We start from the raw sequence: 25,333 nt of genomic DNA, 5'->3' as shown, positions 1-25,333 counted from the left end.
TATCAAAAAGAGCGCAATGGACGATAATATCGGCCTCAACGACGTTGCCCATTCAGACCCAATCTAAATAATATACCTTTTAAAGGATAGCGATATTTATTTTCTCTAGTTTTGGTATAGATTGTTTGTTTTTTACTCGGCTGCTCCAGAGTTCATGTCCGGCCCTGCCTTGACCTGGAAATCTGGAGCGCTTCTGACACAAGGGGTTTCAGGCTTACGGCTCTACTAAAAGTACACTGTCGGGCATGAAGAGGTCCGGTGGGATGCATGTCCGAAACCGGCAGGGTGCCAGCTGATTGCGGCCCGCCTATAGGCCGTGGATTCTGACTGGTGGATTCTTCCATATGGAGGTATACTCTGTTACTTAGTTTTGTTCCCCTTTCTAATCCCGGCAGACTGTGGTTTTTATGACGAGCCAACCTTGCGAAACCCCTCCCGCAGACCCCCCGGACCTGCCGGGATACCATTACGTCCGCCCCCTGGGTATGGGAGGCACCTCATCCGTCTATCTGTATGAACAGGAGTCCCCCTCACGACCGGTGGCCGTCAAGGCGAGCGCATACAGCCAGGCCACGCACGGGCTCTTCCTGAGAGAGGCCGATTATCTGGCCAGGCTCTCCACCCACCCCTACATCCTGACCATCCACCAGGCCGTCGTCAGCAGGGACGGGCGGGACTGCCTGATCCTGGAGTTCGCATCGGGGGGTAATTGCAAGACCATCATGCGCTCGACCAGACTGAATGAGGAACAGACACTCGACCTGGGGGTCCGGATGGCGAGCGCCCTTTACAGCGCACACACCAAGGGAATCATTCATCGCGACGTAAAGCCGGGGAATTTCCTGATAACCGAGCAGGGCCTTCCCGTCCTGTCCGATTTCGGCATCTCGGCCTCCACCTACGGAACGGCTGAGGCCAGGGGACTCTCGATACCCTGGGCGGCACCCGAGATCCTCGCCAACAGTGCAGGCGGTTCCGAGGCCAGTGACATCTACTCCCTGGGCGCCTCACTCTTCGGTATGTTGACCGGGCAATCCCCATTTGAATACGGGTATCAGGTAGCCAATGAGGATCAGCTGGCCCAGGCCATAATGCACCAGAGGCTTCCGTCTCTGCACGGGGGCGAGGCTTCGGTCATGTTCGAACAGGTTCTGGACCGGGCCATGGCCCACGATAGGGACGACCGATACTACACCGCTCTCGACTTCGGGCGGGCCATGCAGAAGATACAGCAGGAACTTTACGGCCATATGACCTCCTTCATAGGAGATGGGGTCGCCCCCTTCCCCGACAAGGGTGATGGCGGCCGCACGACAGGTTTGGGCATTGATGCCGGACGGGATGGTCTCAACGATGCCACCGACGCCGGCAGCCATGGACGGTTGCACGGTGATGCCAGCCAGGCAAGGAGCATCGGTCGCCTATCCGGCAAATGGGTGCGACCGGTCCTGGCGGCAGGGGTGACACTACTGGCGGTGACCCTTGTGGTCGGTCTGTTCATCCTGCCGGACATCGACAGCATCAGGCCCGGGGCGGCCACGACCGCACCCGGGAATGGGACCTCGACGACCATTCCCGAAACACCCAACACCGAGGATGTCATTCCGCGAAGCAGTCCCGAAGACCACGCCCCTGTGCCCTCGGTCGTCGGCGGAAGGGGGACCTACCAGGGCGCACAGGTCATCTTCACCTGGGACAATCCGGACCCCCAATCCGGCGACACCTATGTCTGGTACCCACTTGCCGATCAGGGGAACAGGCATGGGGCCACTGCCCAGACCAAGGAACCCACGGCTGTACTGCCTCAGGCGGAGGGACCACAGACCTGTATCGCAGTCAGTCTGGTCCGGGCGGATCAGCGGGTCTCCCAGGAACCGACCACGATCTGCGCCACCCAGTGAACAGGGTTGGTGCCCGTCATCCGTCTCTACTGGCTCGTTTATCCACATTGTTCTACAGGCCGATTCTCTCGACGACAGGAAGATACACTCAAATCATAGGTATCCCGAATGGGCGGGCGATGAAAAAGAAATCCCTTCCGGCATCGTGGAAGGACCTGGGATGACACTATGGAATTCTCGTAGGAATCATCATCACAAGGCAAGGAATAATGATGGGTAGTGGGAGCGGCCCCTCGCGGCGGCACCGAATCAGGCAGCGGATCCGTTCCCTCATGTCCTCGACGCGCAGCCCCTGGTCCATCCCTGTCGTGGTTTTTATTGCCCTGGTCCTGATTGCGGCAGGCGCCATCTTGCTGAATACAATCAACCGGCAACAGGTGCAGGTTGATGATGGAAGCGTCTGGATCACCTCCCAGGACGAGCGCAAGGTGGCCCGTTTCAAACCGGGAATCGGCGAGGCCGACGTGGCCCTGTCGACCAATACCAGCCGCTTCGACCTGGCGCAGAGCGGCTACACCACCATCCTGGGGCAGGATGGTGCCATGTCGCCCATCAACGCCTCGACCGCCAGCATCGGTGACCGAACCAGGCTGGGGACCCAGGTTGAGCAGATTGTCAACGGCCCGACCGTCGCCCTCCATCAGCGGACCACAGGCAAGGTGTGGGTGGGGCGGGGCGATGACCTGAAGGCCCTGGACCCGAATCAGCAACAACCAATCCTGACCCTTGGCCGTGGAGGGGCCGTATCCGTCACCCCCCAGGGTTCCGTCTACGCCTTCCGTCCCTCCGATGGAGCCGTACTGGTGGTGGACGGCCCCGGCGGGAAAACCCACCGTACCCTGGAATCCATAACCGACGGAAAGCCGATCAAGGCCGATGGGATGGCCGTGGTCGGAGACCAGGCAGTGGTCCTTTCAGGCAGGACACTGTACTGGTCCAAGGGATCCACCCGAATCCACAGTTCAGGCGACCTGACGATACAGGAGACCCCGGTCGACCGCATCCAACGTAACGACTGGGTGGGGGTCAGCGATCAGGGGGGTGTCCACCTGGTCAATCTGGATTCCCCGGGCACGGATCCCACCCTGATCACCACCGGCGGGAACGGACAACCCGCCCGTCCGGTCTCTTCAGGAGGCTGCCTCTGGGCGGCGTGGTCCTCGACCAGCCGCAACTTCATCCGCCTATGCGGCACAGGGGGCGCAATGCCATCAGCCCAGGCTGAGGGAAGGAAGTCCGATCTGGACCCCCGCCTGACCACGCTCCAGTCCATCTCCCCGACCGACAACCTGGTCTTCCGTGCCAATCACCGGCAGGTCATCCTCAATGACGTCCTGGCAGGCAACGTATGGAATCCCCGCGAGTCCACGAAGATGATCAAGGTCCAGTGGCGAACCATGGAGGTCAAGGAGACCCAGACCAGGGACCAGAAAGAGGACTCGGCAAACAACCAACAACGGTTCGCCCCCTCCTGCGACAGCCGGTCCGGGTCCATCAAGGCCGAAGACGACCAGTTCGGCATACGAGCGGGAACACGAGCCCTCCTGGACCCCCTACGCAACGACCACCAGACGGATTGCTCGGTCCTGCAGATCAGCGATGCGCAGACCTCCAGCGGCGAGGTGACACTAGCCCCGGTCTACGATGGTCGATTCCTCCAGGTCGATGCAGGACGAGCCAACCCAGGCACCATAAGAATCAACTACTCCATCACCGACGGCCACGGACAGGTGTCCTCGGCCGGCATCGTCCTGACAATCGCCCCGGAAAATATGATCGAGGAAAACAGGGCCCCCGAGCAGGTCGATACCCCACCCGAATACGAGGTGGAGCAAGGAGCCACCATCAGCATCAATGCCTTGGCCGGATTCATGGACCCCGACGGGGACACGATGACCCTGGTTGCGGCAGCCCCCACCAATTCCGACCAGGTATCGGTCACGACAAGGACCGATGGAAGGCTGACCCTATCCACCGGATCCGCCACATCCGGACGAGTCGGCATACGAGTGACCGTCTCCGATGGGAAACAGAGCGGAGACGGACTGGTCTATTTCTCCATCAGGCCCGCCAATACCCTGAGTCCCCTGGTCGACCCGGTCATCAGGCAGGTCCAACCCGGGAGGACCGTCAGGATAAATCTGAAGGAAACCACACACGGCAATTCCGCCCAGCCTCTGCGACTGGCAAAAATCAGCCAACCCGACGAGACCCGGGTGGAGTCCAACACCGAGGACCTCTCCTTCACCTTCAGCGCCCAGAATCCCGGCACATACTACGTGCCCTACACCGTCGCCCAAGGGGATCACACCACACAGGGGCTGGCACGGTTGGAGGTGGCCCAGATCAAGGGGGAGGCAGCCAAACCGGTCGCGGTCAATGACGTGGCCCTCCTGGGAGCCGACCAAACCGCAATCGTCGATCCTCTTGACAATGACCTCGATCCCATGGGCGGGGTCCTTGCCCTGACTTCCGCATCAGCCGATCCGTCTTCGGGCATCAAGGCCGGAATCGTCAATCATAAGAGGATCTATCTGACAGCACGTCAGATTCCCTCCCACCCGGTCAACATCACCTACACCGTCGCCAACTCGGCCGGTGACGCACAGGGAACCATCACCCTGCAGCCACCGCCCCTGGATCGGGGATCCTCCACCCCCAAGGCCGACAACATCAGCACCCAGGTCCGGCAGGGAGGCCTGGTCACGGTCAGTGTCATGGACCATGTGACCTACCCCGATGGAACCACAGTCAGCCTGGAACCCGATCTGGGCAGGGACCAGGGAACCTTCAAGGGACTTGTCTTCGTTTCCGGCGATGTGGTGCGTTATCAGGCAGGCCAGGAACCGGGAACCTATCCCGTGACCTACACGGTCAAGGACAACCTCGGCAACACCGCCTCGGGAGTCATCACCTTCGAGGTCCATACCGGCAACCAGAAGGACAAACCGGCTCCAACCCCCGACGATGTACAGGCCCAGGTGGCCGCAGGGTCCAAGGTCCGGATTCCCGTCGCCCTGACCGGCATCGACCCCGATGGGGACTGTGACACACTGTCCGGACTGGGAAACCAGGCACCCAAACTGGGGCGCATCACCCAGGTCGGGGCCGATTACCTGATATATGAGGCCTATGCCGACTCCAGTGGGACCGACGATTTCACCTATGCGGTCGAGGACTGGGTGGGACAACGCGCCCAGGGCCATATACGAGTCGGAGTCTTCCGGAATTCCACAGGCGGGGGCGTATTCAGCCGGGACGACCAGGTGACCATGAGACCGGGCATGGCAGTGGATGTGCCCGTCCTGTCCAATGACATTTCGGGAGACGACACCCCACTGACCCTTGACCCCCATCTGGAGGCCACCGGTGTGAGCGAAGCCAAGGTAGTGGACAACATGATCCGCCTGACCACACCACCCCAGGCCGGCACCGCATATGTGGTCTACCGTGCCAGGAACCAGGCGGGCATCAGCGACCAGGCGACCCTGACCATCACCACGGACCCCAAGGCTCCGATACAGCCGCCGACCCTGCAGGATTATGACGTGGCCCCTGCCGATACCATCGACAAGCGCACGGTCGAGGTCGATTTGGCCGACTCCATGTCCAATCCCTCGGGAACCGTGGAGGACCTGAAACTTGAGGTGCATCCCAGTGCCGGAGACAATGCGCGGGTCAAGGGCGGTCCGGGGTCCACAGTCCTCAGCATTGACCTCACCGATCAGGCCAGGGCGGTCCCCTACACGGTCACCAACACCAGGTACGGCATTACCTCCACGGCCTTCGTCAAGGTGCCCGCGTTCGGGGTATTTCCACCCACCATCCGCCCCAAGGCCCCTGATCTGCGTGTCCGGGCCGGGCAGAGCATCACCATCGATATCGCCGACCATGTACGGGTAGGAGCAGGCAAGACCGCCCGAATCGCGTCACCCGATTCCGTTTCGGCCACCAAGTCCGACGGGTCCGACCCCTATGTGGATCCAACCACCCTCAGGTTCACCGCAGACAGGGACTATTCCGGGCCTGCCTCCCTGACCTTCACCGCCCAGGATGGGGTACCCGACGGGAAGACCATTGTCAACTCGGCCGTCCTGACCCTTCCCATCACCGTTGAGGGAGGGCGTGAAGAACCGCCCACCCTCTCGGCTCCACCCATAGACCTGGTGGCCGGAGACCCGGCTCAAACCATCTCCCTGAAGGCCCTGACCCGGATTCCCCGGGGAAGCGCCTCCGACTCCTACACCTATTCGACAAGCGGGGCCAGCGGCCCTATCCAGGTATCGCTCACACCCCAGGGTCAGCTCTCCGTCAGCGCGGACAAAACGGCTGCGCCCGGTGCCCGGGCAACCCTCCCCGTCACCATTGCCTATAAGGACGGCACCGTCAAAGGGGGCCTGACCTTCAGGGTCGTAAAGACCACCCGGCCTCTGGCATCGATACCGTCGCGGACCGTCAGGGCCAAGGCCGGGCAGAGCCTCAATGTCGACGTGCTGGACGGGGCCATGAACCCCTTCCCCGACACTCCTCTGCGGGTGGTCGGCGTGGTGACGGACGATACATCCAAGCTGACCGCCTCACACTCCGGGGACGGACGGGTGACCATCAAGACCGATAGGGATATCGGCGCCTCGACCAACACCGTCCTGGTGACCGTGGAAGACGGCACCAGAGACAAGGACCGACGCGTAAGTGCATCCATAACAGTCAGTATCGTCGACAGGCCCCAGGCCCCCAAGATGCTGGCAGGGTCCCCCCGTGCAGGCGATGGAACAGTCTCGCTGGCCTGGCTGCCGGGGAGCGCCAACGGGAGTCCCATCGACGAGTACCGGGTCTCCTACCGGTCGAGCACCGGCTCCGGTCAGCAATCCTGCTCGCAAGCCACCACCTGCACCATCAGCGGTCTGTCCAACGGGCAAGACTACAGCTTTACGGTTCAGGCCCACAACGAGGTCGGATGGTCCCCGGCCTCCTCCCCGCTGGCGGCCAGACCTGACGTGATACCCGACGGTGTTCGGAACCTATCCATGGACGGCAACACCAAGGAGACCCTGACGGTGAGGTGGGACCAGCCCGAGAACCGCGGTTCCGCCATTGACCGATACCTGATACAGACCACCGGATCAGGCTGCGGATCGATGAGGGGGCGCTCCCCCACGTCCACCAGCGCAGTCTTCTCCGTGGACCATCAGGATGCCGGACAGGCCTGTTCCATCACCGTTACACCATCCAATCTCGCCGGTGCCGGTGAAGCCCGGTCAGTCTCCGGTTCCACCTGGTCGCACCCCGACCCGCCCGCCTTCGGCAAGATAGAGCAGCCCGACCCCACCAACAACCCCGGTCTGATCGACCTGGCACTCATCCCGGGCGCCGACCACGGCAGGCCCTGCGGGGACATCCTGGTCACCATCGAGGGAGCCGACCCCTCGGCTGACTCCTGGACCCTGGGCTGCACTTCCGGAATGGCCACGGGGCAAATCACTCTGCCAGCCTCGATGGCAAAGCCCGGGAATACCATCCGGTTCAAGGCCATCAGCCGCATCGGCGGCATGGGAGAGGAAGGGCAGTCGCCAGCCACGACCAGGGAGCTGACGCTTGCAGGAACACGTCCACCCAAGAAGAGAGCCATGGAGAGCCGTCGAGCACAGGCCACCCGGGAAGCGGAATACGCGCCATCAGAACCACGGAACCGGGGGAAACCGCAAGCAAACGCAACCAGCCGGTCTTACGAGAGAACAAGGATTGACAGACATGAATGACCGATTCCAGGACGACCACACCCAGAATGCCCACACCCCAATGGACGATGCCACCAGAGTGGGTTCCCCCCATGTTGGCGGCAGCCTTGCACACCCCGGCCAGGCAAACCCCAGGCAGCCCGCCGGTCGGGCAGGGACATCCAGCCGCAAGGAGATGCGCACCGACCTTGAAGACAGCACCAGGCTGGGTGCATACCAATCCAGGTCGCTGGCGGCGAGCAAACCACTGATTCAGGACAAGACCAACCTCAGTCCGCTGGTCACGGGCGGCAACGAGATTCGGCACAGTGCACCCCAGGGGCCAACAGAGGCCGGCCCGGTAAGGAGCTGCAGTGATTTCGCCAGGCTCTTCCGGTCCATCTCCGAGAACGTCAGCAAGGCAGTGGTGGGCAAGGAGGCGACCGTGGAGCTGTGCATCACGGCCCTGGTTGCCGGCGGCCACGTCCTCCTTGAGGACAATCCCGGTACCGGCAAGACCCAGCTGGCACGGGCACTGGCCAGGTCCATCGACGTGGAATTCAAACGGATTCAGTTCACCCCAGATCTCCTCCCCTCGGACGTCGTTGGCGTCACCTTCTATGACCAGACCGAGAGCAGGTTCTCCTTCAGGCCTGGGCCCGTCTTCGCCTCGATGATTCTGGCCGACGAAATCAACCGGGCCTCCCCCAAGACCCAGTCCGCCCTCCTGGAGGTCATGGAGGAAGAAAAGGTCACCGTCGACGGCAGCACCTACCAGGTGCCCCATCCCTTCATGGTCCTGGCCACCCAGAACCCGATTGAACAGTTGGGCACCTACAGCCTGCCTGAGGCTCAGATGGACCGCTTCCTGATTCGAACCTCCGTGGGAGCTCCCGGGCACGATGCAAGCATACGAATCCTTCAGGAGGCCGATATCAAGGACCGTGCCGGGATGATCACCGCCGTGGTCGGTGCCGACGACATCGCAGCCATGACCCAGTACGCTTCCAACGTTTACTGTCATCCCTCCATCGTGGAGTACGCCGTTCGCATCATCGAGGCCACGCGTCACAGCAGGGCCATCAAGGTGGGCTCATCCATCCGTGGAGGCCTGGCTTTGATACGGTGTGCCCGCATCAAGGCATGCTCCCAGGAACGGGATTATGTCATCCCCGATGATGTCAAGGAGCTGGTCGACCCTGTTCTGGCCCACCGTCTGGTCTTGGAGACCGAAACCAGGCTCTCGGGAGTCGATGAGCACCAGGCCCTGGCCGAAGCCCTTGAAGGGGTTCCCGTGCCCACAACAGAGCACTGAAGGCATGACTGCAATGAGCTCCGACAAGACCTCACGACCAACCTCAGGGACCGTCCGTGAACCGACCGCCCATGCCTTATGGTGCCGGGTCCTCTCCATGGTGACACCACTCGGGTGGGGACTGGCCCTGGTCGCGGTCATTGCCGGTCTCGGTCTGGCCCTGACCGGCTGGGCCGAACTCCTGGCCCTTGCCCTGTCCGGCCTGGCCCTGATTGCCGCAGGGATGGTCATGAGCATGGGGAATCTGGGATACAAGGCGGAAGTCGACCTGAACAGGACCCATCTGAGTGTGGGCCAGGAGTCGGAACTCTCCATCATCCTGACCAACCCCGGCAAGCAATCCACCCGCAGCGGCAGAGTCGGCATCCTGGTCGGGGCCGAACCCTCCCACCTGCCGGTACCGGCACTATCGCCCGGACAGTCCGCCCACCTGCACCTGAATCTCCAGGCCCTGCACCGCGGCGCCATATCCTTGGGCCCGGTCACCGTGGAGGCAGGCGACCCCTTCGGGGTGATTCGCCGACAGAGGGTTCTGGCCGCCGGAAACCAGGTTTATGTCCACCCGAGAACGATTGACCTTGATCCCATCACTGCCGGACTGCAACGGGACCTGGAAGGGCAGACGACTTCGGGAACCGTCGACGACGATATGGAGTTCCATGCTCTACGCCCCTATGAGCCCGGAGACGACATCAAACGTGTCCACTGGTTGTCCACGGCCAAGACCGGTTCCATGATGGTCCGCCAGTATGAGCCCACACTCCGCACGGATACCGTCCTCTGGATGGATACGGACCCGACCTCATATTCCACCGCCGAGGAATTCGAACTGGCCGTCAGCGTCTTCGCATCCCTGGGAGCTCGCTGCCTCCTTGACGGACGCACGCTGGCCGCCATGATCCCCGCCGGCCAGGCCGGCAACCATGCCGGATCGAACAGGGACGGGCAGATGAGCAACCGGAGAGTCGGCTTATCGCAAAACCGACCGACACTTGACGCAGACCTTCTTCGCACGGATACGCCCCGTGCCTTCCTTGATGCCTGCAGCCTCATCCTCCCTGTCCAGAAGCCCACCGAGGGAAGTGTCCGTCAAACCTCGGCCTCCTGGCTCAACATGATGGAATCCCATATCCCGGACGCTTCTTTGGTCCTGCTGGTGAGCGGCTCCCGTCCGGACCAGACGGATATCGAGACCATGGCAGCTGGTCTCCCCAAGTCCATCCGATCCATGGTCCTGACCGCAGCACAGGGAGAACGACCAACCATCCAGCAGCTGGGCACACTGACCCGGGCGCGGTTGGGCACCCTGGGAGACCTACCTCAGCTGTTGAGGACCCTCTCATGAAGACCACTTCGACCTGGCAACCCCAGACACCCCCCTCCCCCATCCGCGTACTGGGAGGCGAGCAGACCGCGCCTGTAGGCGCCGTGAATCGGGCGCGGGGTCTACTTGGTGCCCTGACCCTGGTACCACTCAACCTTCTGGCGGCCATCCAACTCCTCCCCGTGTACGCGGACCTCAAAGGATGGTTGCTGGTGGGACTCGTCTCCGGCATGACCGGAGCCCTGATCGCCCTGATCCGCTCCAGCCGTGCCTTCAGGCCATACCTCCAGGTTGGTCTGCTGCTTGTGGCCCAGTTCATCCTGGGCCCCATCATCACGCTTAATGGCACCACCCTCATCCATGTGCTTCCGACCAGCCAAACCCTGGCGGACGGATTCGCTTCCACGTTCGGCTCCTTCAAAGCCTTGATTTCGATTGACCCGCCACTGGGCTGGGAGGCGGGCGGATTCATGGCCTTGTGGACCCTGCTCCTGTGGACCTCCTTCCTGGCCGTCTTCCTGGAGGAACTACACCCCCTTGGACAGGAGGTACGCTCTGACGGCGGTACCGATCCCAGCCCTCTCCTGTGCATCCTGCCGATACTCGTCACCATGGGTGTATCGGCCCTCCTGGGAACCAGCCACGGTTGGCACCCTGGGCCTGCGGGATACTGCCAGTGGATCCTGGTTCTTCTCTGGGCATCCTGGCGCCTGGGTCTGCTCCAGCCCGGCAGGGTCCTCGCCAAGTCACTGGTCCTGGCCCTGACCTTGGCCATTACCCTGGCCGGTACCCTTTTGGCCCCCCTTGACCGGCTGGCGCTACGCGACCGGTACCGGCCTCCGATCGACCCCTACCAGTTCACCAGCCCACTGAGTGATTACAGGTCCTACATCAAGGACCACAAGGACGACACCCTGGTAACCGTTCACAACCTCCCGGGCGGCACCCCGGTCCGAATGGCCGTCATGGACAGGTACGACGGTAAGGTCTGGAACCTCTCCGACAGCACCATACCCGGGCAGTCCTCCGATTACCGACGCATCGGCAGTACCATCGCCCCCGACCCTGATGACGGAAACGATACCGGCGGAACGGAGGGGACAAGATTCGAGGCCACCTTCACCATCCATCGGGATTTCGGGCACGCCTGGGTGCCCATGGCCGGGCAGCCAAGCTCAATCAACCCCGAAGGCAGATTGAGCAGGAACGACCTCTATTACAACAAGGCCACCGAGTCCGCCATCACCACCGCCCCACTCGGCGCCGATACCACCTATACGGTTCAGGGCACCACGAAGGCCAGACCCAGCCGGGATGCCATCAAGAACAGCCAGGCAGGGATGGCCTCAGTTCCCCCCGTCTCGGACCCTCCGGATTCCCTATCGAAGGTGGCGGCGCTGGTGACCTCCGTCCAGAGCCAACCCGGTGCCAAGGCCCTGTCAATCGAAGCCAGACTCCGCCAGGAGGGCTGGTTCTCCCACGGGCTGGAAGGTGATTACCCCTCCCCCTCCGGCCACGGGGACTACCGGATTGACCAGCTCCTCCAGGCCCAGGCCATGGTCGGAGACAGCGAACAATACGCCTCCGCCATGGCCCTTCTCGCCAGGCAGGTGGGACTCCCCTCCCGGGTCGTACTGGGGTTCATACCCAAGGACAAGCAGGGAGACATCAGCAAGGACCGCACCCATCAGGACGCCAGCGGCGGCACCACGGTGGACTTCAAGGGAGGGGATGCCGAAGCCTGGGTGGAAATCAACCTGGCGGGGTTGGGATGGGTGCCCTTCTATCCCACACCTCAGGAGACCAGGACACCGGACAGGAACCTGAACCTCACCCCTCCCAACCCCAAGACCTTGGTCAGGCAGCCGCCGCCCCCACTGGTCGATCCTCCCAGGGATGACCAGGGCGCCAAGAGCAGGGCCCACATCGGCGGTCAGGATGCCGACAAGGAAGCCAGCCCCTCCTTCTGGGCCAGATACGGAGCACTGATCGGGAAGATTCTTGCCTATTCCTCACCCCTCTGGATACTGACCCTGCTGGTCCTGTCCATCCTGGCGCTCAAGGCATGGCTTCTAAATCGGGCCAGGACCGGAGGATCGCCCAAGGAGCGAATCGAGCGGGGATGGAAGCAAATCAACAGCCTGGCCCGGCAATCGGGCCTCAGACTCAAGGGAACCAGAAGGGAACAGGCCAGAGCCATCAACCAGGACCTCCTTGGGCTCCACGAGCCCTTAATCGGTGAACCCGCTGATGGAGACGACCTGTATCGGCTCTGCGCCATAGCCGACGGGGCAAGCTTCGACAATCACCTGGTATCGGACGAGGAGGCCATCGAATACTGGAACCTGGTGGACCAGGTCCGGCGGTCCATTCTGGAGGGCCTCCCCCGCTTCAGACATTGGAAAGCGCGATTATCCCTGCGCCACATTCTCTGAGCCTGGTTGACTCGCGGTCTGTGCGCGCATGAGGCCACCCGGATATACGAAGAAGGGCCCCCGTCCGGTGCGAAACCGGACGGGGGTCCTTCTTCGTATCGAGTCCTGTACGGAACTCGAATCAACTCATCGAATCACTGATCGGAATCCTGGTCCGAGGAGGAGAAGGTGGCTTCGGTTCCCTGGTCTCCTGCCGCATCCTGGCCATCGGTCTGACCGATGCCGGACTCGTCCAAGGACTGGCCGGTGATGTCACCATGCCCAGAGCCCAGGTGGCTCTGGCCACCATGGTCGTTCAGGAAGTCATCCGGGTTGAAGTCGTCACCCAGCTTCAGGTCCCCGAAGTCGATGTTGGAGAAGTCCACATCGTTCAGGTCGGCGTCGCTCAGATCCACATCGTCGCCACCCAACCCGAAGTTCGGGTAGATGGTGTCGCGGATGGCCTTGTCGGGCTCCACGGTAGCGTTGTGGTACCGGGCCAGGCCGGTGCCTGCCGGAATCAGCTTGCCGATGATCACGTTCTCCTTCAGCCCCTTCAGGTCGTCGACCTTCTGGCTCAGAGCGGCCTCGGTGAGGACGCGCGTCGTCTCCTGGAAGGAGGCGGCGGAGAGCCAGGAATCGGTGGCCAGGGAGGCCTTGGTGATGCCCATCAGCTCGGGACGGCCGGCAGCAGGCTTGCCACCTGCCTTGACGGCCTTCATGTTGGCGGACTTGAACCTGGACTGGTCGACCAGCTCGCCGGGCAGCAGGTCGGTATCACCGGAGTCGATGACCGTCACGCGGCGGAGCATCTGATGAACGATGACCTCGATGTGCTTGTCGTGGATATCCACGCCCTGGGAGCGGTAGACCGTGTGGACCTCGTTGACGATGTTCACCTGGGCCGCACGCGGTCCGAGGATGCGCAGAATCTTCTTGGGATCCACGGAGCCCTCGATCAGCTGGGTGCCCGCCTCGACGTGCTGTCCGTCCTTGACCAACATGGGTGCACGCCTGGTGACCGGGTAGGTCAGGGCCTCGACGGAGGAATCGTCGGGGGTCAGCGTCACCTGGCGGCCACGGTCGGTGTCCTCCACCTTGACGGTGCCGGGGAACTCCGCAATCGGGGCCTCACCCTTGGGGGTACGGGCCTCGAAGAGCTCGGTGACACGGGGCAGACCCTGGGTGATATCGGAGGCCGATGCCACACCACCGGAGTGGAAGGAACGCAGGGTCAGCTGGGTACCGGGCTCGCCGATGGACTGGGCGGCCACGATACCGACGGCCTCGCCGACGTCCACCAGCTTGTTGGTGGCCAGGGACCAGCCGTAGCACTTGGCGCACACTCCGCGCGTGGACTCGCAGGTCAGGACCGAACGGGCCTTGACCTCCTCAACACCGTGGGCGACCATGTCGCGCAGGGCATCCATGGAGAGGGCGTCGCCGCGCTTGTAGAGCACGGTCTTGCCATCCGCGGGGTCGATCACATCGTCGGCCAGGAGGCGGGAGTAAGGACCACCGTCGGCGGCCTTGACCAGCACCAGGTTGCCCTGGTCGTCGCGCTCGGCCACCTTCATGGCCAGACCACGCTTGGTGCCGCAGTCCTCCTCGCGCACAATCACGTCCTGGGAGACGTCGACCAGACGACGGGTCAGGTAGCCCGACTCAGCCGTACGAAGTGCCGTATCCGCCAGACCCTTGCGTGCACCGTGCTGGGAGATGAAGTACTCCAGCACCGAGAGGCCGTCGCGGTAGTTGGACTTGACCGGTCGGGGGATGATCTCGCCCTTGGGGTTGGCCACCAGGCCTCGCATACCGGCGATCTGACGAATCTGCATCCAGTTTCCACGTGCCCCGGACTGCACCATGATGTTCACGTTGTTGCCCGGTGTGAAGTGCTCCTGCATGGCATCCGCCACCTTGTCGGTGCACTCGGTCCAGAGGTTGATCAGCTCCTGGCGGCGCTCCTCGTCGGTCAGCAGACCCATGTCGTACTGGGAGTTGACCTTGGCGGTCTGACGCTGGTAGTCATCGACGATGTCGGTACGCTCCGGGGGCACCACGATGTCCGAGAAGGCCATGGTCACGCCGGACCACTGGGCCCTGGTGAAGCCCAGATCCTTCAGGGCATCCAGGGTTGCTGCCACCTGGGCGGTGGAGTACCTGGTTGCGATGTCATCGACAATGCCTGCCAGCTTGCCCTTGGCCACCTGCTCGTTGATGTAGGGGTAGTCCACGGGCAGGGTCTCATTGAACAGGACACGTCCATAGTTGGTGGCGAAGAGCTTGGAACCATCCTTGAAGACCTCTTCCTTGACCACATCGGGGCTGCCGGGCTCGGGGTCGACGACCTTGAGCTCGCCGGGCTCCCAATCCTTAGGCATGACGAAGTCCTCGGGCACGCGGAGCAGGATCTTGGCCTGCATGTCGATCTCACCCAGGTCGAGGGCCATACGGGCCTCGGCCAGGCTGGAGAAGATTCGACCCTGACCCTTGGCCCCCTCAATGGCGGACGTCAGGTAGTACAGACCCAGAATCATGTCCTGGGAGGGCATGGTGACCGTGTGTCCGTCAGCGGGCTTGAGGATGTTGTCTGAGGCCAGCATGAGCGAACGCGCCTCGGCCTGGGCCTCTGCCGACAGGGGCAGGTGGACCGCCATCTGGTCGCCGTCGAAGTCGGCGTTGAAGGCCGCGCAGGCCAGCGGGGGCAGGTGGATGGCCTTGCCCTCGACCAGGATGGGCTCGAATGCCTGGATGCCCAGACGGTGCAGCGTAGGTGCACGGTTGAGCAGAACGGGATGTTCGGCGATGACCTCTTCCAGGACGCCCCAGACCTCGGCATCGCCGCGGTCGACCAGACGCTTGGCGCTCTTCATGTTCTGCGCATAGTTCAGATCCACCAGGCGCTTGATCACGAAGGGCTTGAAGAGCTCCAGGGCCATGGGCTTGGGCAGACCGCACTGGTGCATACGCAGGGAGGGGCCGACCACAATCACGGAACGACCGGAGTAATCCACACGCTTACCCAGCAGGTTCTGACGGAAGCGTCCCTGCTTGCCCTTGAGCATATCTGCCAGGGACTTGAGAGGACGGTTGGATGCACCGGTGACCGGACGTCCTCGACGACCGTTGTCGAAGAGGGAGTCAACGGCCTCCTGGAGCATGCGCTTCTCGTTGTTGAGCATGATCTCCGGGGCGCCCAGTTCGATCAGCCTCTTCAACCTGTTGTTACGGTTGATCACACGACGATAGAGGTCGTTCAGATCGGAGGTGGCGAAACGGCCACCGTCCAACTGCACCATGGGGCGCAGGTCGGGAGGAATGACCGGGATGACATCCAGAACCATGGCTTCGGGCTTGTTGCCGGTGTTCAGGAAGGCGGAGACCACCTTGAGCCGCTTGAGGGCCCTGGCCTTGCGCTGGCCTGAACCGGTGTCGATCTCGTTGCGCAGCTCCTTGGCCGCGGCCTCCAGGTCGAAGTCCTGCAGGCGCTTCTTGATGGCCTCGGCTCCCATGCAACCGTCGAAGTAGTCACCGTAGCGGTCCTGCATCTCACGCCACAGGTCCACATCGCCTTCCATATCGCCAGGCTTGAGGGCCTTGAAGCGGTCGAAGACGGCGGAGATCCGCTGAATCTGGTCGTCATACCGCTTGCGGATGGAGGTCATGTCGCGCTCTGCACCATTACGCAGGCGGGACTTCAGGGAACCCTTGGCCTCGTCGGACTTCTCCAGTTCGGCCAGATCCTCTTCCAGCTTCTTGGCGCGTTTGTCGATCTCGAGGTCGCGCTTCTGCTCCAGACGGCTCACCTCGGTATCGAACTCGTCCTGAAGGTCGGGCATGTCGTTGTGACGCTGCTCCTCATCCACACTGGTGACCATGTAGGCCGCGAAGTAGATGACCTTCTCCAGGTCCTTGGGCGCGATGTCCAGGAGGTATCCCAGTCGGGAGGGCACACCCTTGAAGAACCAGATGTGGGTGACGGGGGCGGCCAATTCGATGTGGCCCATACGTTCACGGCGAACGCGCGAACGGGTCACCTCGACACCGCATCGCTCACAGACGATTCCCTTGAACCGCACGCGCTTGTACTTGCCGCAGGCGCACTCCCAGTCGCGTGTGGGTCCGAAGATCTGCTCGCCGAACAGGCCGTCCTTCTCGGGCTTCAAGGTACGGTAATTGATGGTCTCGGGCTTCTTGACCTCGCCATAGCTCCAACCGCGGATGTCGTCGGCGGTGGCCAGTCCGATTCTCAGTTTGTCAAATGCATTGACGTCCAGCACTCTATGTCCTGTCTCTGATCTTGTAACTGCTCTGAAGTTTCCGTCTTGGTCAGGTCCCCTGGTGGCCGGTGTCGTCCAGGCACCGGCCTGAGGGGATCATGTGGACACGCAGACTCAGCGATACTCCGGTTCGGGAGTGGACTGGTCGGCCTTGGCCGCTGCGTCGGGCCGGGCTCCGATGTTGAAGCCCAGGTCGTTGGATGCGGCGTTGGGGTCGTCGTCCTCGTCCTTCATCTCGATGACGTTGCCTTCGGCGTTGAGCACCTCCACGTTCAGGGAGAGCGACTGCATCTCCTTGAGGAGCACCTTGAAGGACTCCGGGATGCCTGCCGCCGGGAGGTTCTCGCCACGCACGATGGCACCATAGGCCCGCACACGACCATCCACGTCGTCGGACTTGGTGGTCATCATCTCGTGCAGGGTGTAGGCGGCACCGTAGGCCTCCAGGGCCCAGACCTCCATCTCACCGAAGCGCTGGCCGCCGAACTGGGCCTTACCGCCCAGGGGCTGCTGGGTGATCATGGAGTAGGGACCGGTGGACCGGGCGTGGATCTTGTCGTCCACCAGGTGGTGGAGCTTGAGCATGTACATGTAGCCCACGGAAATCGGCTTGGTGAAGGGCTCACCGGTGCGGCCGTCGTAGAGCACGGCCTTGCCGTCGTCGCCCACCAGGCGCTCACCGTCACGGTTGGGCAGGGTGGTCTTGAGCAGGCCGTTCAGAGCATCCTGCCGCACACCGTCGAAGACCGGGGTGGCCACGGCGGTACCGGCCTCGCCCTTTTCGGCTCCGGCCGGGATGTGCTTCTTCCACTCGGCCTCCAGGTCCGGATCCAGGCTGATGTCCCAGCCGGAATGGGCGATCCATCCCAGGTGGAGCTCCAGGACCTGTCCCAGGTTCATTCGGGAGGGCACGCCCAGGGGGTTGAGCATGATGTCAACGGGGGTGCCGTCGGCCATGAAGGGCATATCCTCTTCCGGCATGATCCGGGAGATGACGCCCTTGTTGCCGTGACGACCCGACAGCTTGTCGCCCTGGGTGATCTTACGGTGCTGGGCGATGTAGACCCTGATCATCCGGTTGACGCCGTTGGGCAGCTCGTCGCCGTCCTCCTCGGCATCCTCGCGGGTGATCTCCTTGACCTCGATGACCGTGCCGGTCTCGCCGTGGGGAACCCTGAGGCTGGTATCACGCACCTCGCGGCTCTTCTCGCCGAAGATGGCGCGCAGGAGTCGCTCCTCGGGGGTCAGCTCGGTCTCGCCCTTGGGGGTGACCTTGCCGACCAGGATATCGCCGGCCTCAACCTCGGCACCGATACGGATGATGCCTCGCTCGTCAAGGTTGGCCACTGCATCCTCGCCGACGTTGGGCAGGTCGCGGGTGATCTCCTCGGCACCAAGCTTGGTCTCGCGGGCGTCGGTCTCATACTCCTCGATATGGATGGAGCTCAGGGTGTCATCCTGGACCAGACGCTGGGAGATGATGACGGCGTCCTCGTAGTTGTAGCCGTTCCAAGGCATGAAGGCCACCAGGAGGTTCTTGCCCAGGGCCATCTCGCCCTTTTCGGTGGCGGGACCATCGGCCAGGACGGTACCGGCTTCAACCCTCTCCCCGTCCTTGATCAGCGGGACCTGGTTGTAGCAGGTGGTCTGGTTGGACCTCTGGAACTTGGCCAGCTTGTAGGAGGACTGGGTGCCGTCGTCATTCATGACGCGGATCATGTCGGCGGAGACGTAGGTGACCACGCCCGGTTTCTCGGCCAGGATGACGTCACCGGAATCAATGGCGGACCGCCACTCGGAACCGGTACCGACCAGAGGCCGCTCGGACTTGACCAGGGGGACGGCCTGACGCTGCATGTTGGTGCCCATCAGCGCTCGGTGGCCCTCGTCGTGCTCCAGGAAGGGAATCAGGGAGGCGCCCACGGAAACCATCTGCCTGGGCGAGACATCCATCAGGTCGACCTCGGAAATCGGCACATCCTTGGCCTCGGCCTCGGCGTCACGCACCAGGGCCTCGTCCTCGACGAAGTGACCGGTGTCGTCAATCTCCTGGTTGGCCTGGGCGATGGTGTGCTCGGCCTCCTGGTCTGCGGTCATGTAAACCACCTCGTCGGTCACCTGACCGTCCACAACCTTGCGGTAGGGGGTCTCGATGAAGCCGAAGGGGTTGACCCGGGCGAAGGTCGCCAGGGATCCGATCAGACCGATGTTCGGGCCTTCGGGAGACTCGATGGGGCACATACGTCCGTAGTGGGACGGGTGCACATCGCGCACCTCCATGGAGGCACGGTCACGGGAGAGGCCGCCGGGGCCCAGGGCCGAGAGACGACGCTTGTTGGTCACGCCTGCCAGGGGGTTGTTCTGATCCATGAACTGGCTCAGCTGGGAGGTCCCGAAGAACTCCTTGATGGTGGCGTTGACCGGACGGATGTTGATCAGGGACTGGGGGGTGATGGCCTCGGCGTCCTGGGTCGTCATCCTTTCCCTGACAACGCGCTCCATACGGCTCAGGCCGGTGCGGAGCTGATTCTGAATCAGCTCGCCCACCTGACGAATGCGGCGGTTGCCGAAGTGGTCGATGTCGTCCACATCGACTCGAAGCTCGATCTCCTTGCCGTCCCTGGTTCCGGGGAAGGTCTGATCGCCCGAGTGGAGGGTCACCAGGTACTTCAGGGTGGCGATGATGTCCTCGGGGTGGAGGCTGCGGTCGTTGAAGTCGGCTTCCAGACCCAGCTTCCGGTTGATCTTGTAGCGACCGACGCGGGCCAGGTCGTAGCGCTTGGTATTGAAGTAGAAGGAATCCAGCAGGTTCCGGCCGGCCTCGGCAGAGGCGGTGTCGGCGGGGCGGATCTTCCTGTACAGATCGGTCAGGGCCTCGTCCTGGGTCTCGATGGTCTCCTTCTCCAGGGCATCAAGGACCAGCGGGTAGCCCTTGAAGGCCTTCCGGATCTGCGGCTTGGTCATGCCGATGGCCATGAGGAAGACGATGGCGGACTGCTTACGCTTGCGGTCCACCCGCACGCCCAGCACATCACGCTTGTCGATTTCGAACTCCAGCCAGGCTCCGCGGCTGGGGATGATCTTGGCTCCGAAGATCTCCTTGTCGGAGGTGCGGTCCGGGGTCCGGTCGAAGTAGACGCCCGGGGAACGGACCAGCTGGGAGACGATGACGCGCTCGGACCCACCGATGATGAAGGTACCGTGGGGGGTCTGGAGGGGGAAGTCGCCCATGAATACGGTCTGGGACTTGATCTCGCCGGTGTCGCCATTCTCGAATTCGGCGTTCACATAGAGGGGTGCCGAATAGGTGTAGTCCTTTTCCTTGCACTCCTGGACGGTGTGGCGGGGCTCCTCGAAGTAGGGATCCGAGAAGGTCAGGCTCATGGTCTGAGCGAAGTTCTCGATGGGGGAGATCTCCTGGAAGACCTCATCCAGTCCGGAAACCGTGGGGACGGTATGGGTCCCGTTGGCCGCGTCCTCTTCGACCTGCTTCTTCCAGCGCTCATTGCCGACCAGCCAGTCGAAGCTGTCGGTCTGGACACCCAGCAGGTAGGGCACCTCGATGGGTTCGCGGATGGAACCGAAATTCACACGGTCCGAAGCCTTGTGCAGCCCGATCTGATCCTCATCAGCGCGTGCGTATGTTGTGGTGGTACTTCTTGCAGCTTTATTGGCAGCCAAAATGGACTTTCCTTATCGCTCGCTGTACTCGATAATTCCTCATATCCGGGGAGACACCGAACGGCCGCCATATGCCTATTCGCGGGCATCTCCTTGATGATGTATGCCCGCTATATGACACACCTCATGCAAAGAGTCAACTATACAGGGGATAAGGCCTTGACACAAGCGGCGTGTCGGCCATTTTGACCGTTCACCTGCGACCCGGGCCAGGGCACTCATGACCGGCTACCGGGAGGCGGCTCACTGGACCAAAACAGGAACCACCTGGGACTTTACTTTGTCGTTGGATTTGAGGACCAGCTGGGCCGAGTAGGAACCGGCATCGACCCTGGGCAGGTTATCGTCGGGTTGGCACTGTTCCTGGCTGGCATCGGCGTTCCAGGTGATGGTCTGCACATCCTTGTCGCCTGTGGCCATCAGGAGGGAGCGTGTCTTGGACGGGCAGAAATCCGACCTCCAGATGTTCTGCTCCCCGCTCGTGATGACGAGGACCCTCCCACTGTCGGACGCGTCAATCAGACAGGATCCGGTCCCCTTGTACTGAACGGCTGCGGTGAAGTCGATGGATCCGCCAACCCCGGTGGTCGGGTCGGGCGCGCTCAGGTCCAAGGTGATATCGTCCGGGCCGCACTTTTTGACACCCGAAGTCTGGTTTGCCGCACGCTGCTTTTCCGCAGCCTTCTTGCCGTCTGATTCCTTCCTTGAGGCCTTCCCGTCCTTGGCCTTACTCCCCTCCTGGGAGGTGGTGGTCTTGTCGCCCTGGGTCGACCCCTCCCGGAGTGCGTGGATACCTGCGCCGATGCCCCAGATGATTCCCGCACAGGCAAGCAGGAAGAGCAGGGCCAGGACGAGGGCGATAATCCTGCGTCGCCTGTATATGCGCTGCTGCTTCTTGCTGATTTTCCGTTTGGCCATGCTGATAATCCTAATGCAGGAGTCAACCTACTCGGGGAGTTCCAGCGAGCCATCCTCCCTGATGACCAGCAGGCCATCCTCATCCAGGGAGGCGATACAGAGGTCCAGCTGGATACCGTCCTCGCAGACCTGCTCGATCCGGGCGCGATCAACCCGCCCCTTCTCCGACTCTCGGAGAGCCTGGAGTATCTTCCCCCTGACCTGCCTGTTGGTTCCCGCAAAACGCTGGCGGGGACGGGTCCGCTTCATGCCCAATTCAGGCAGCCCGGCCTTGAGGAAGCGGCAATGCTCAGCAAGGGGGCAGATCTGGCAGTCCGGCTTTTTGGCCTTGCAGACCGTGGCTCCCAGCTCCATGATGCCCTGGTTCCACTTGGCCGAGTCGGGCTCGCACCAGGCGTTTGAGCGGACCTGATCATCCGCACCCCCCAGTCGGCCGACCAGCCCTGTGTCCTTGGTGTCGACCGGCGGTTCCTGTCCTGACAGGCCCTGCATGGACCCATCCACCGAATCACGCCGACCCTTCCCCGAGAGGCTGCCGACATCCTCCGGCAGGACGGTCTGGGCCAGCTCACGTTCGGTCCTTGTCGTGGAGCCGCCGACGGATTCGACCCCCAGAAAGACCCGGGAAAGGACCCTGCGAATATTGGTATCGATGACGACAATCCGCTCCCCGTAAGCGAAACTCATGACGGCACTGGCCGTGTAATCCCCGATACCCGGCAGTCCTGTCAGCTCTTGGTAGGAGCGCGGCAGGAGGTCGCCATACTCCGTACTTACCACCCTGGCGCACTCCTGGAGCCGGAGGGCACGCCGGGGGTACCCCAGTCTCCCCCAGGCCGTGATGACCTCGGCCTTCCCCGCCGCCGCCAGGGCCGCCGCATCCGGCCAGGCCTCCATCCAAGCCGTCCAGTAGGGCACGACCCTGCTCAACTGGGTCTGCTGGCTCATCACCTCGGAAACCAGAATCCCCCAGGGCGTAGTTCGCCCATACCTCCAAGGCAGGTCCCTGGAGTTCCGCTCCCACCAGGAAAAGAGCCGAAGCCGTATCGGCTCGACAGACTCCATCAGGATGCCCTCCACGAACCCCCGCCTTTCCTTTGCTTCGTTCAGTCTCCGCTTCCAACACCATACAACCGTCGACCCGAACCGGACCCGGCCCTGGTGCCGACTTCGCTGCGAGCGCCAGAACCTGATCGTCCCTTCTTCGGCACCCACTGCGGCAGACCTCGTTTTGATACCCGGTTCTTCTACGACATCCAACCTCCCCCGGAGGGGAAACCGGTCGGACCCTGACCGCCCTGTCTTTTCCCGGCGTTACCTTGAATGGCATGACCTTCCAGGAGCAGACGAACGCGATGGGCAGCCAGGGTGGGGACCCCGCCAAGGCGGTCGATGAAATGTATGAGTACGGGTACCGGAAGTCTAACTATGGGCCCGATGAGCTGGTCACCGATGCCCATGGAAACCCGATTTCGGTCACCGAGGCCATGATGGATGCCAAGGAGGCCGGTCGAGCCGAGACGGTGACCCCCCACCTCTGCTACTACTCCCCAAGAATCCCCGGCAACACCGGGTCGGCCATCCGGCTCTGCGCAGTGACCGGGACCATACTCCATCTGGTGGAACCCCTGGGGTTCAACCTCAAGGACACCAAGTTGCGCCGGGCGGGGCTGGATTACCACGACATGGCACACGTTGTCCTCCACCCGGATTTCGACGACCTGGTCGATTCCATGCCGGACTCGCGCATCATCGCCTTCACGGCCCATGCGACCAAGCTGTATACCGAGGTGGACTACAGACCGACCGACATCCTCCTCTTCGGCCCCGAACCGGGGAACATCCCCGATCCCATGGATGTCATGGCCGGCCCCCACGTCTCCGAGCAGGTCCGCCTGCCCATGCGTCCCAGCCTGCGGAGCCTGAACCTGACCAACTGCGCCTCCATCGCCATCTATGAAGCCTGGCGCCAGCTGAACTTCAAGGGCGGGCGCTGACCAGGGGTCCCGATACGTCAAGGCCCCGCCTTCCTCACCCTGGGATTGGAAGGCGGGGCCTTGACGTATGACAGCCTCGTACCGATCAGTTCTTGAAACTGTGTATGGGGGCCGGGATGCGTCCTCCACGATTGATGAAGTCGGCGCAGGAGCGGTCGTTGACAGGCAGGATGGGGCCGCCTCCCATGAGTCCGCCGAATTCCGCCGTGTCACCCACACCCTTGCCCGCAACCGGAATCAATCTGACTGCCGTGGTCTTCTGATTGATCATGCCGATGGCCGCCTCGTCGGCGATGATGCCGGAGATGGACTCGGCGCTGGTATCGCCGGGGATGGGAATCATATCCAGACCAACCGAACAGACGCAGGTCATGGCCTCCAGCTTTTCGAGAGTCAGACTCCCCTCGGCGGCCGCCTGGATCATCGTTGCGTCTTCGGAAACAGGAATGAAGGCTCCAGAGAGGCCACCCACATAGCTTGAAGCCATGATGCCGCCCTTCTTGACCTGGTCGTTGAGGATGGCCAGGGCTGCGGTGGTGCCGGGAGCGCCAACCTGCTCCAGACCCATCTCACGCAGGACCTCACCCACCGAGTCGCCCACGGCCGGTGTCGGAGCCAGGGAGAGATCGATGATGCCGAAGGGAAGGTCCAAACGCCGCGAGGCCTCCTGCGCCACCAGCTGCCCCATCCTGGTGATCTTGAAGGCGGTACGCTTGATGGTCTCGCAGAGCTGGTCGAAACTCGCACCACGAGCGGTTTCCAAGGCGGTCTTGACCACGCCCGGACCCGAAACGCCCACGTTGATGACGGCATCGCCTTCGGTCACGCCGTGGAAGCCACCGGCCATGAAGGGGTTGTCGTCCGGAGCATTGCAGAAGACAACCAGCTTGGTGCACCCCGAACTGTCGGTGTCCCCGGTTGCCTGCGCCACAGCCTTGATGACCCGCCCCATCAGGGCCACGGCATCCATGTCGATGCCGGTCTTGGTCGAGCCCACGTTGACACTGGCGCAGACCCTCTCGGTCTGGCTCAGGGCGCGGGGCAGGGACTTGATCAGGAGGCGCTCCGCCGGGGTCATGGACTTGGAGACCAGGGCCGAATAGCCTCCGATGAAATTGACACCGACCTCCTTGGCCGACATATCCAAGGCCTTGGCCACGGCCACATAGTCATCGACCGAGTGGCAGGCCCCAGCGGCCACCAGGGAGATGGGGGTGACGGTGATCCGCTTGTTGACGATGGGAATCCCGTATTGGTGGGCTATGGACTCCCCTGTCGAAACCAGGTCCTTGGCCAGGGAGACAACCTTGCGGTGGATGTTCCTGCAGAGCATGTCAACATCATGGCTGGCGCAGTCCAGGAGACTGATGCCCATGGTGATGGTACGGACATCCAACCGTTCCCGGTCGATCATGGCATTGGTCTCTTGGACCTCATCGGGTGTAATCATGGCGCAGCCCCCTCAGACCCTGTGCATCCGGGTGAATATCTCCTCACGCTGGCACCTGATGGAGACGCCGATATCCTCACCCAGGGCATCCAGGTCGCGGACCAGGTCATCGAACTCCCCTGCGTAGGAGGAGCAATCGACAATCATCATCATGTTGAAAAACCCGTCGATGATGGTCTGGGAGATGTCCAGGACATTGATTGAATTCCCGGAGAGGCTGGTGCAGACCCGTCCGATGATGCCGATGGCGTCCTGACCCACCACCGTGATGATCGCCTTTTTCATGTGGTCCTCCTCCACCCTGGGATATCCCTTCAAGCCCAATAGGACAGA

12 protein-coding genes are annotated in these 25,333 nt (G+C 62.5%); 6 read left to right on the top strand and 6 right to left on the bottom strand.

All coding sequences use genetic code 11. The annotated features are described in order from the left end of the window. Window positions 1-407 precede the first annotated feature (407 nt). From H3V08_RS01060 to H3V08_RS01040, 5 genes are all read left to right on the top strand, one after another. Window positions 408-1,901: a serine/threonine protein kinase gene (locus tag H3V08_RS01060; RefSeq protein ID WP_198181317.1), complete on the top strand. Its 1,494-nt coding sequence runs from the start codon at window positions 408-410 to the stop codon at window positions 1,899-1,901. Between the two features lie 209 nt (window positions 1,902-2,110). Further along, window positions 2,111-7,660 carry an Ig-like domain-containing protein gene (locus tag H3V08_RS01055; RefSeq protein ID WP_198181316.1) on the top strand — a complete coding sequence of 1,850 codons (5,550 nt, stop codon included), beginning with the start codon at window positions 2,111-2,113 and terminating at the stop codon, window positions 7,658-7,660. After that, entirely contained in the window at window positions 7,653-8,933 is a 1,281-nt protein-coding gene (locus H3V08_RS01050) for an AAA family ATPase (RefSeq protein WP_198181315.1), read from the top strand. The genes H3V08_RS01055 and H3V08_RS01050 overlap by 8 nt, the downstream gene beginning before the upstream one ends. Before the next feature lie 4 nt (window positions 8,934-8,937). Next, a complete protein-coding gene (locus tag H3V08_RS01045; RefSeq protein WP_198181314.1) occupies window positions 8,938-10,278 on the top strand; it encodes a DUF58 domain-containing protein in 1,341 nt (446 codons plus the stop codon). Beyond that, complete coding sequence (locus H3V08_RS01040; protein ID WP_198181313.1) at window positions 10,275-12,692, top strand: DUF3488 and transglutaminase-like domain-containing protein; 2,418 nt, start codon at window positions 10,275-10,277, stop codon at window positions 12,690-12,692. Before H3V08_RS01045 ends, H3V08_RS01040 begins: the two co-directional genes overlap by 4 nt. Window positions 12,693-12,826: 134 nt before the next feature. On the opposite strand, the gene H3V08_RS01035 is transcribed toward H3V08_RS01040, so the two are convergent. From H3V08_RS01035 to H3V08_RS01020, 4 genes are all read right to left on the bottom strand, one after another. Next, on the bottom strand, window positions 12,827-16,954 hold the full coding sequence (locus tag H3V08_RS01035) for a DNA-directed RNA polymerase subunit beta' (RefSeq protein ID WP_033491584.1): 4,128 nt from the start codon (window positions 16,952-16,954) through the stop codon (window positions 12,827-12,829). A gap of 114 nt (window positions 16,955-17,068) precedes the next feature. Then, window positions 17,069-20,635 (bottom strand): DNA-directed RNA polymerase subunit beta, encoded by a 3,567-nt coding sequence (rpoB, locus tag H3V08_RS01030; protein ID WP_033491582.1) that lies wholly within the window; start codon window positions 20,633-20,635, stop codon window positions 17,069-17,071. A gap of 243 nt (window positions 20,636-20,878) precedes the next feature. After that, window positions 20,879-21,553, bottom strand: a complete 675-nt coding sequence (locus H3V08_RS01025) for a hypothetical protein (protein ID WP_198181312.1) — start codon at window positions 21,551-21,553, stop codon at window positions 20,879-20,881. Window positions 21,554-21,580: 27 nt separating this feature from the next. Next, complete coding sequence (locus H3V08_RS01020) at window positions 21,581-22,618, bottom strand: A/G-specific adenine glycosylase (RefSeq protein ID WP_198181311.1); 1,038 nt, start codon at window positions 22,616-22,618, stop codon at window positions 21,581-21,583. Between the two features lie 263 nt (window positions 22,619-22,881). Between H3V08_RS01020 and H3V08_RS01015 the strand changes: the two genes are divergently transcribed. Then, window positions 22,882-23,550, top strand: coding sequence for a tRNA (cytidine(34)-2'-O)-methyltransferase (locus tag H3V08_RS01015; RefSeq protein WP_081870307.1), 669 nt, complete (start codon window positions 22,882-22,884; stop codon window positions 23,548-23,550). Between the two features lie 85 nt (window positions 23,551-23,635). Here the strand turns inward: H3V08_RS01015 and H3V08_RS01010 are convergent, their stop codons facing one another. Together H3V08_RS01010 and H3V08_RS01005 are read right to left on the bottom strand one after the other, a co-directional pair. Then, window positions 23,636-25,000, bottom strand: coding sequence for a PFL family protein (locus H3V08_RS01010; protein ID WP_033491578.1), 1,365 nt, complete (start codon window positions 24,998-25,000; stop codon window positions 23,636-23,638). A 12-nt stretch (window positions 25,001-25,012) separates the two neighbouring features. Then, a complete protein-coding gene (locus H3V08_RS01005) occupies window positions 25,013-25,285 on the bottom strand; it encodes an ACT domain-containing protein (RefSeq protein WP_033491577.1) in 273 nt (90 codons plus the stop codon). Between the last annotated feature and the right edge of the window lie 48 nt (window positions 25,286-25,333).

The sequence above is a fragment of the Bifidobacterium sp. M0307 genome, from assembly GCF_016100445.1.
Taxonomy (GTDB): domain Bacteria; phylum Actinomycetota; class Actinomycetes; order Actinomycetales; family Bifidobacteriaceae; genus Bombiscardovia; species Bombiscardovia coryneformis.
This window is presented reverse-complemented; position numbering and strand designations above follow the sequence as displayed.

Coding starts and splice junctions, on each gene's coding strand:
- H3V08_RS01045 (WP_198181314.1), top strand. CDS start 8,938: ATGACTGCAATGAGCTCCGACAAGACCTCACGACCAACCTCAGGGACC.
- H3V08_RS01010 (WP_033491578.1), bottom strand. CDS start 25,000: ATGATTACACCCGATGAGGTCCAAGAGACCAATGCCATGATCGACCGG.
- H3V08_RS01055 (WP_198181316.1), top strand. CDS start 2,111: ATGATGGGTAGTGGGAGCGGCCCCTCGCGGCGGCACCGAATCAGGCAG.
- H3V08_RS01025 (WP_198181312.1), bottom strand. CDS start 21,553: ATGGCCAAACGGAAAATCAGCAAGAAGCAGCAGCGCATATACAGGCGA.
- H3V08_RS01050 (WP_198181315.1), top strand. CDS start 7,653: ATGAATGACCGATTCCAGGACGACCACACCCAGAATGCCCACACCCCA.
- H3V08_RS01020 (WP_198181311.1), bottom strand. CDS start 22,618: ATGGAGTCTGTCGAGCCGATACGGCTTCGGCTCTTTTCCTGGTGGGAG.
- H3V08_RS01060 (WP_198181317.1), top strand. CDS start 408: ATGACGAGCCAACCTTGCGAAACCCCTCCCGCAGACCCCCCGGACCTG.
- H3V08_RS01005 (WP_033491577.1), bottom strand. CDS start 25,285: ATGAAAAAGGCGATCATCACGGTGGTGGGTCAGGACGCCATCGGCATC.
- H3V08_RS01040 (WP_198181313.1), top strand. CDS start 10,275: ATGAAGACCACTTCGACCTGGCAACCCCAGACACCCCCCTCCCCCATC.
- H3V08_RS01015 (WP_081870307.1), top strand. CDS start 22,882: ATGACCTTCCAGGAGCAGACGAACGCGATGGGCAGCCAGGGTGGGGAC.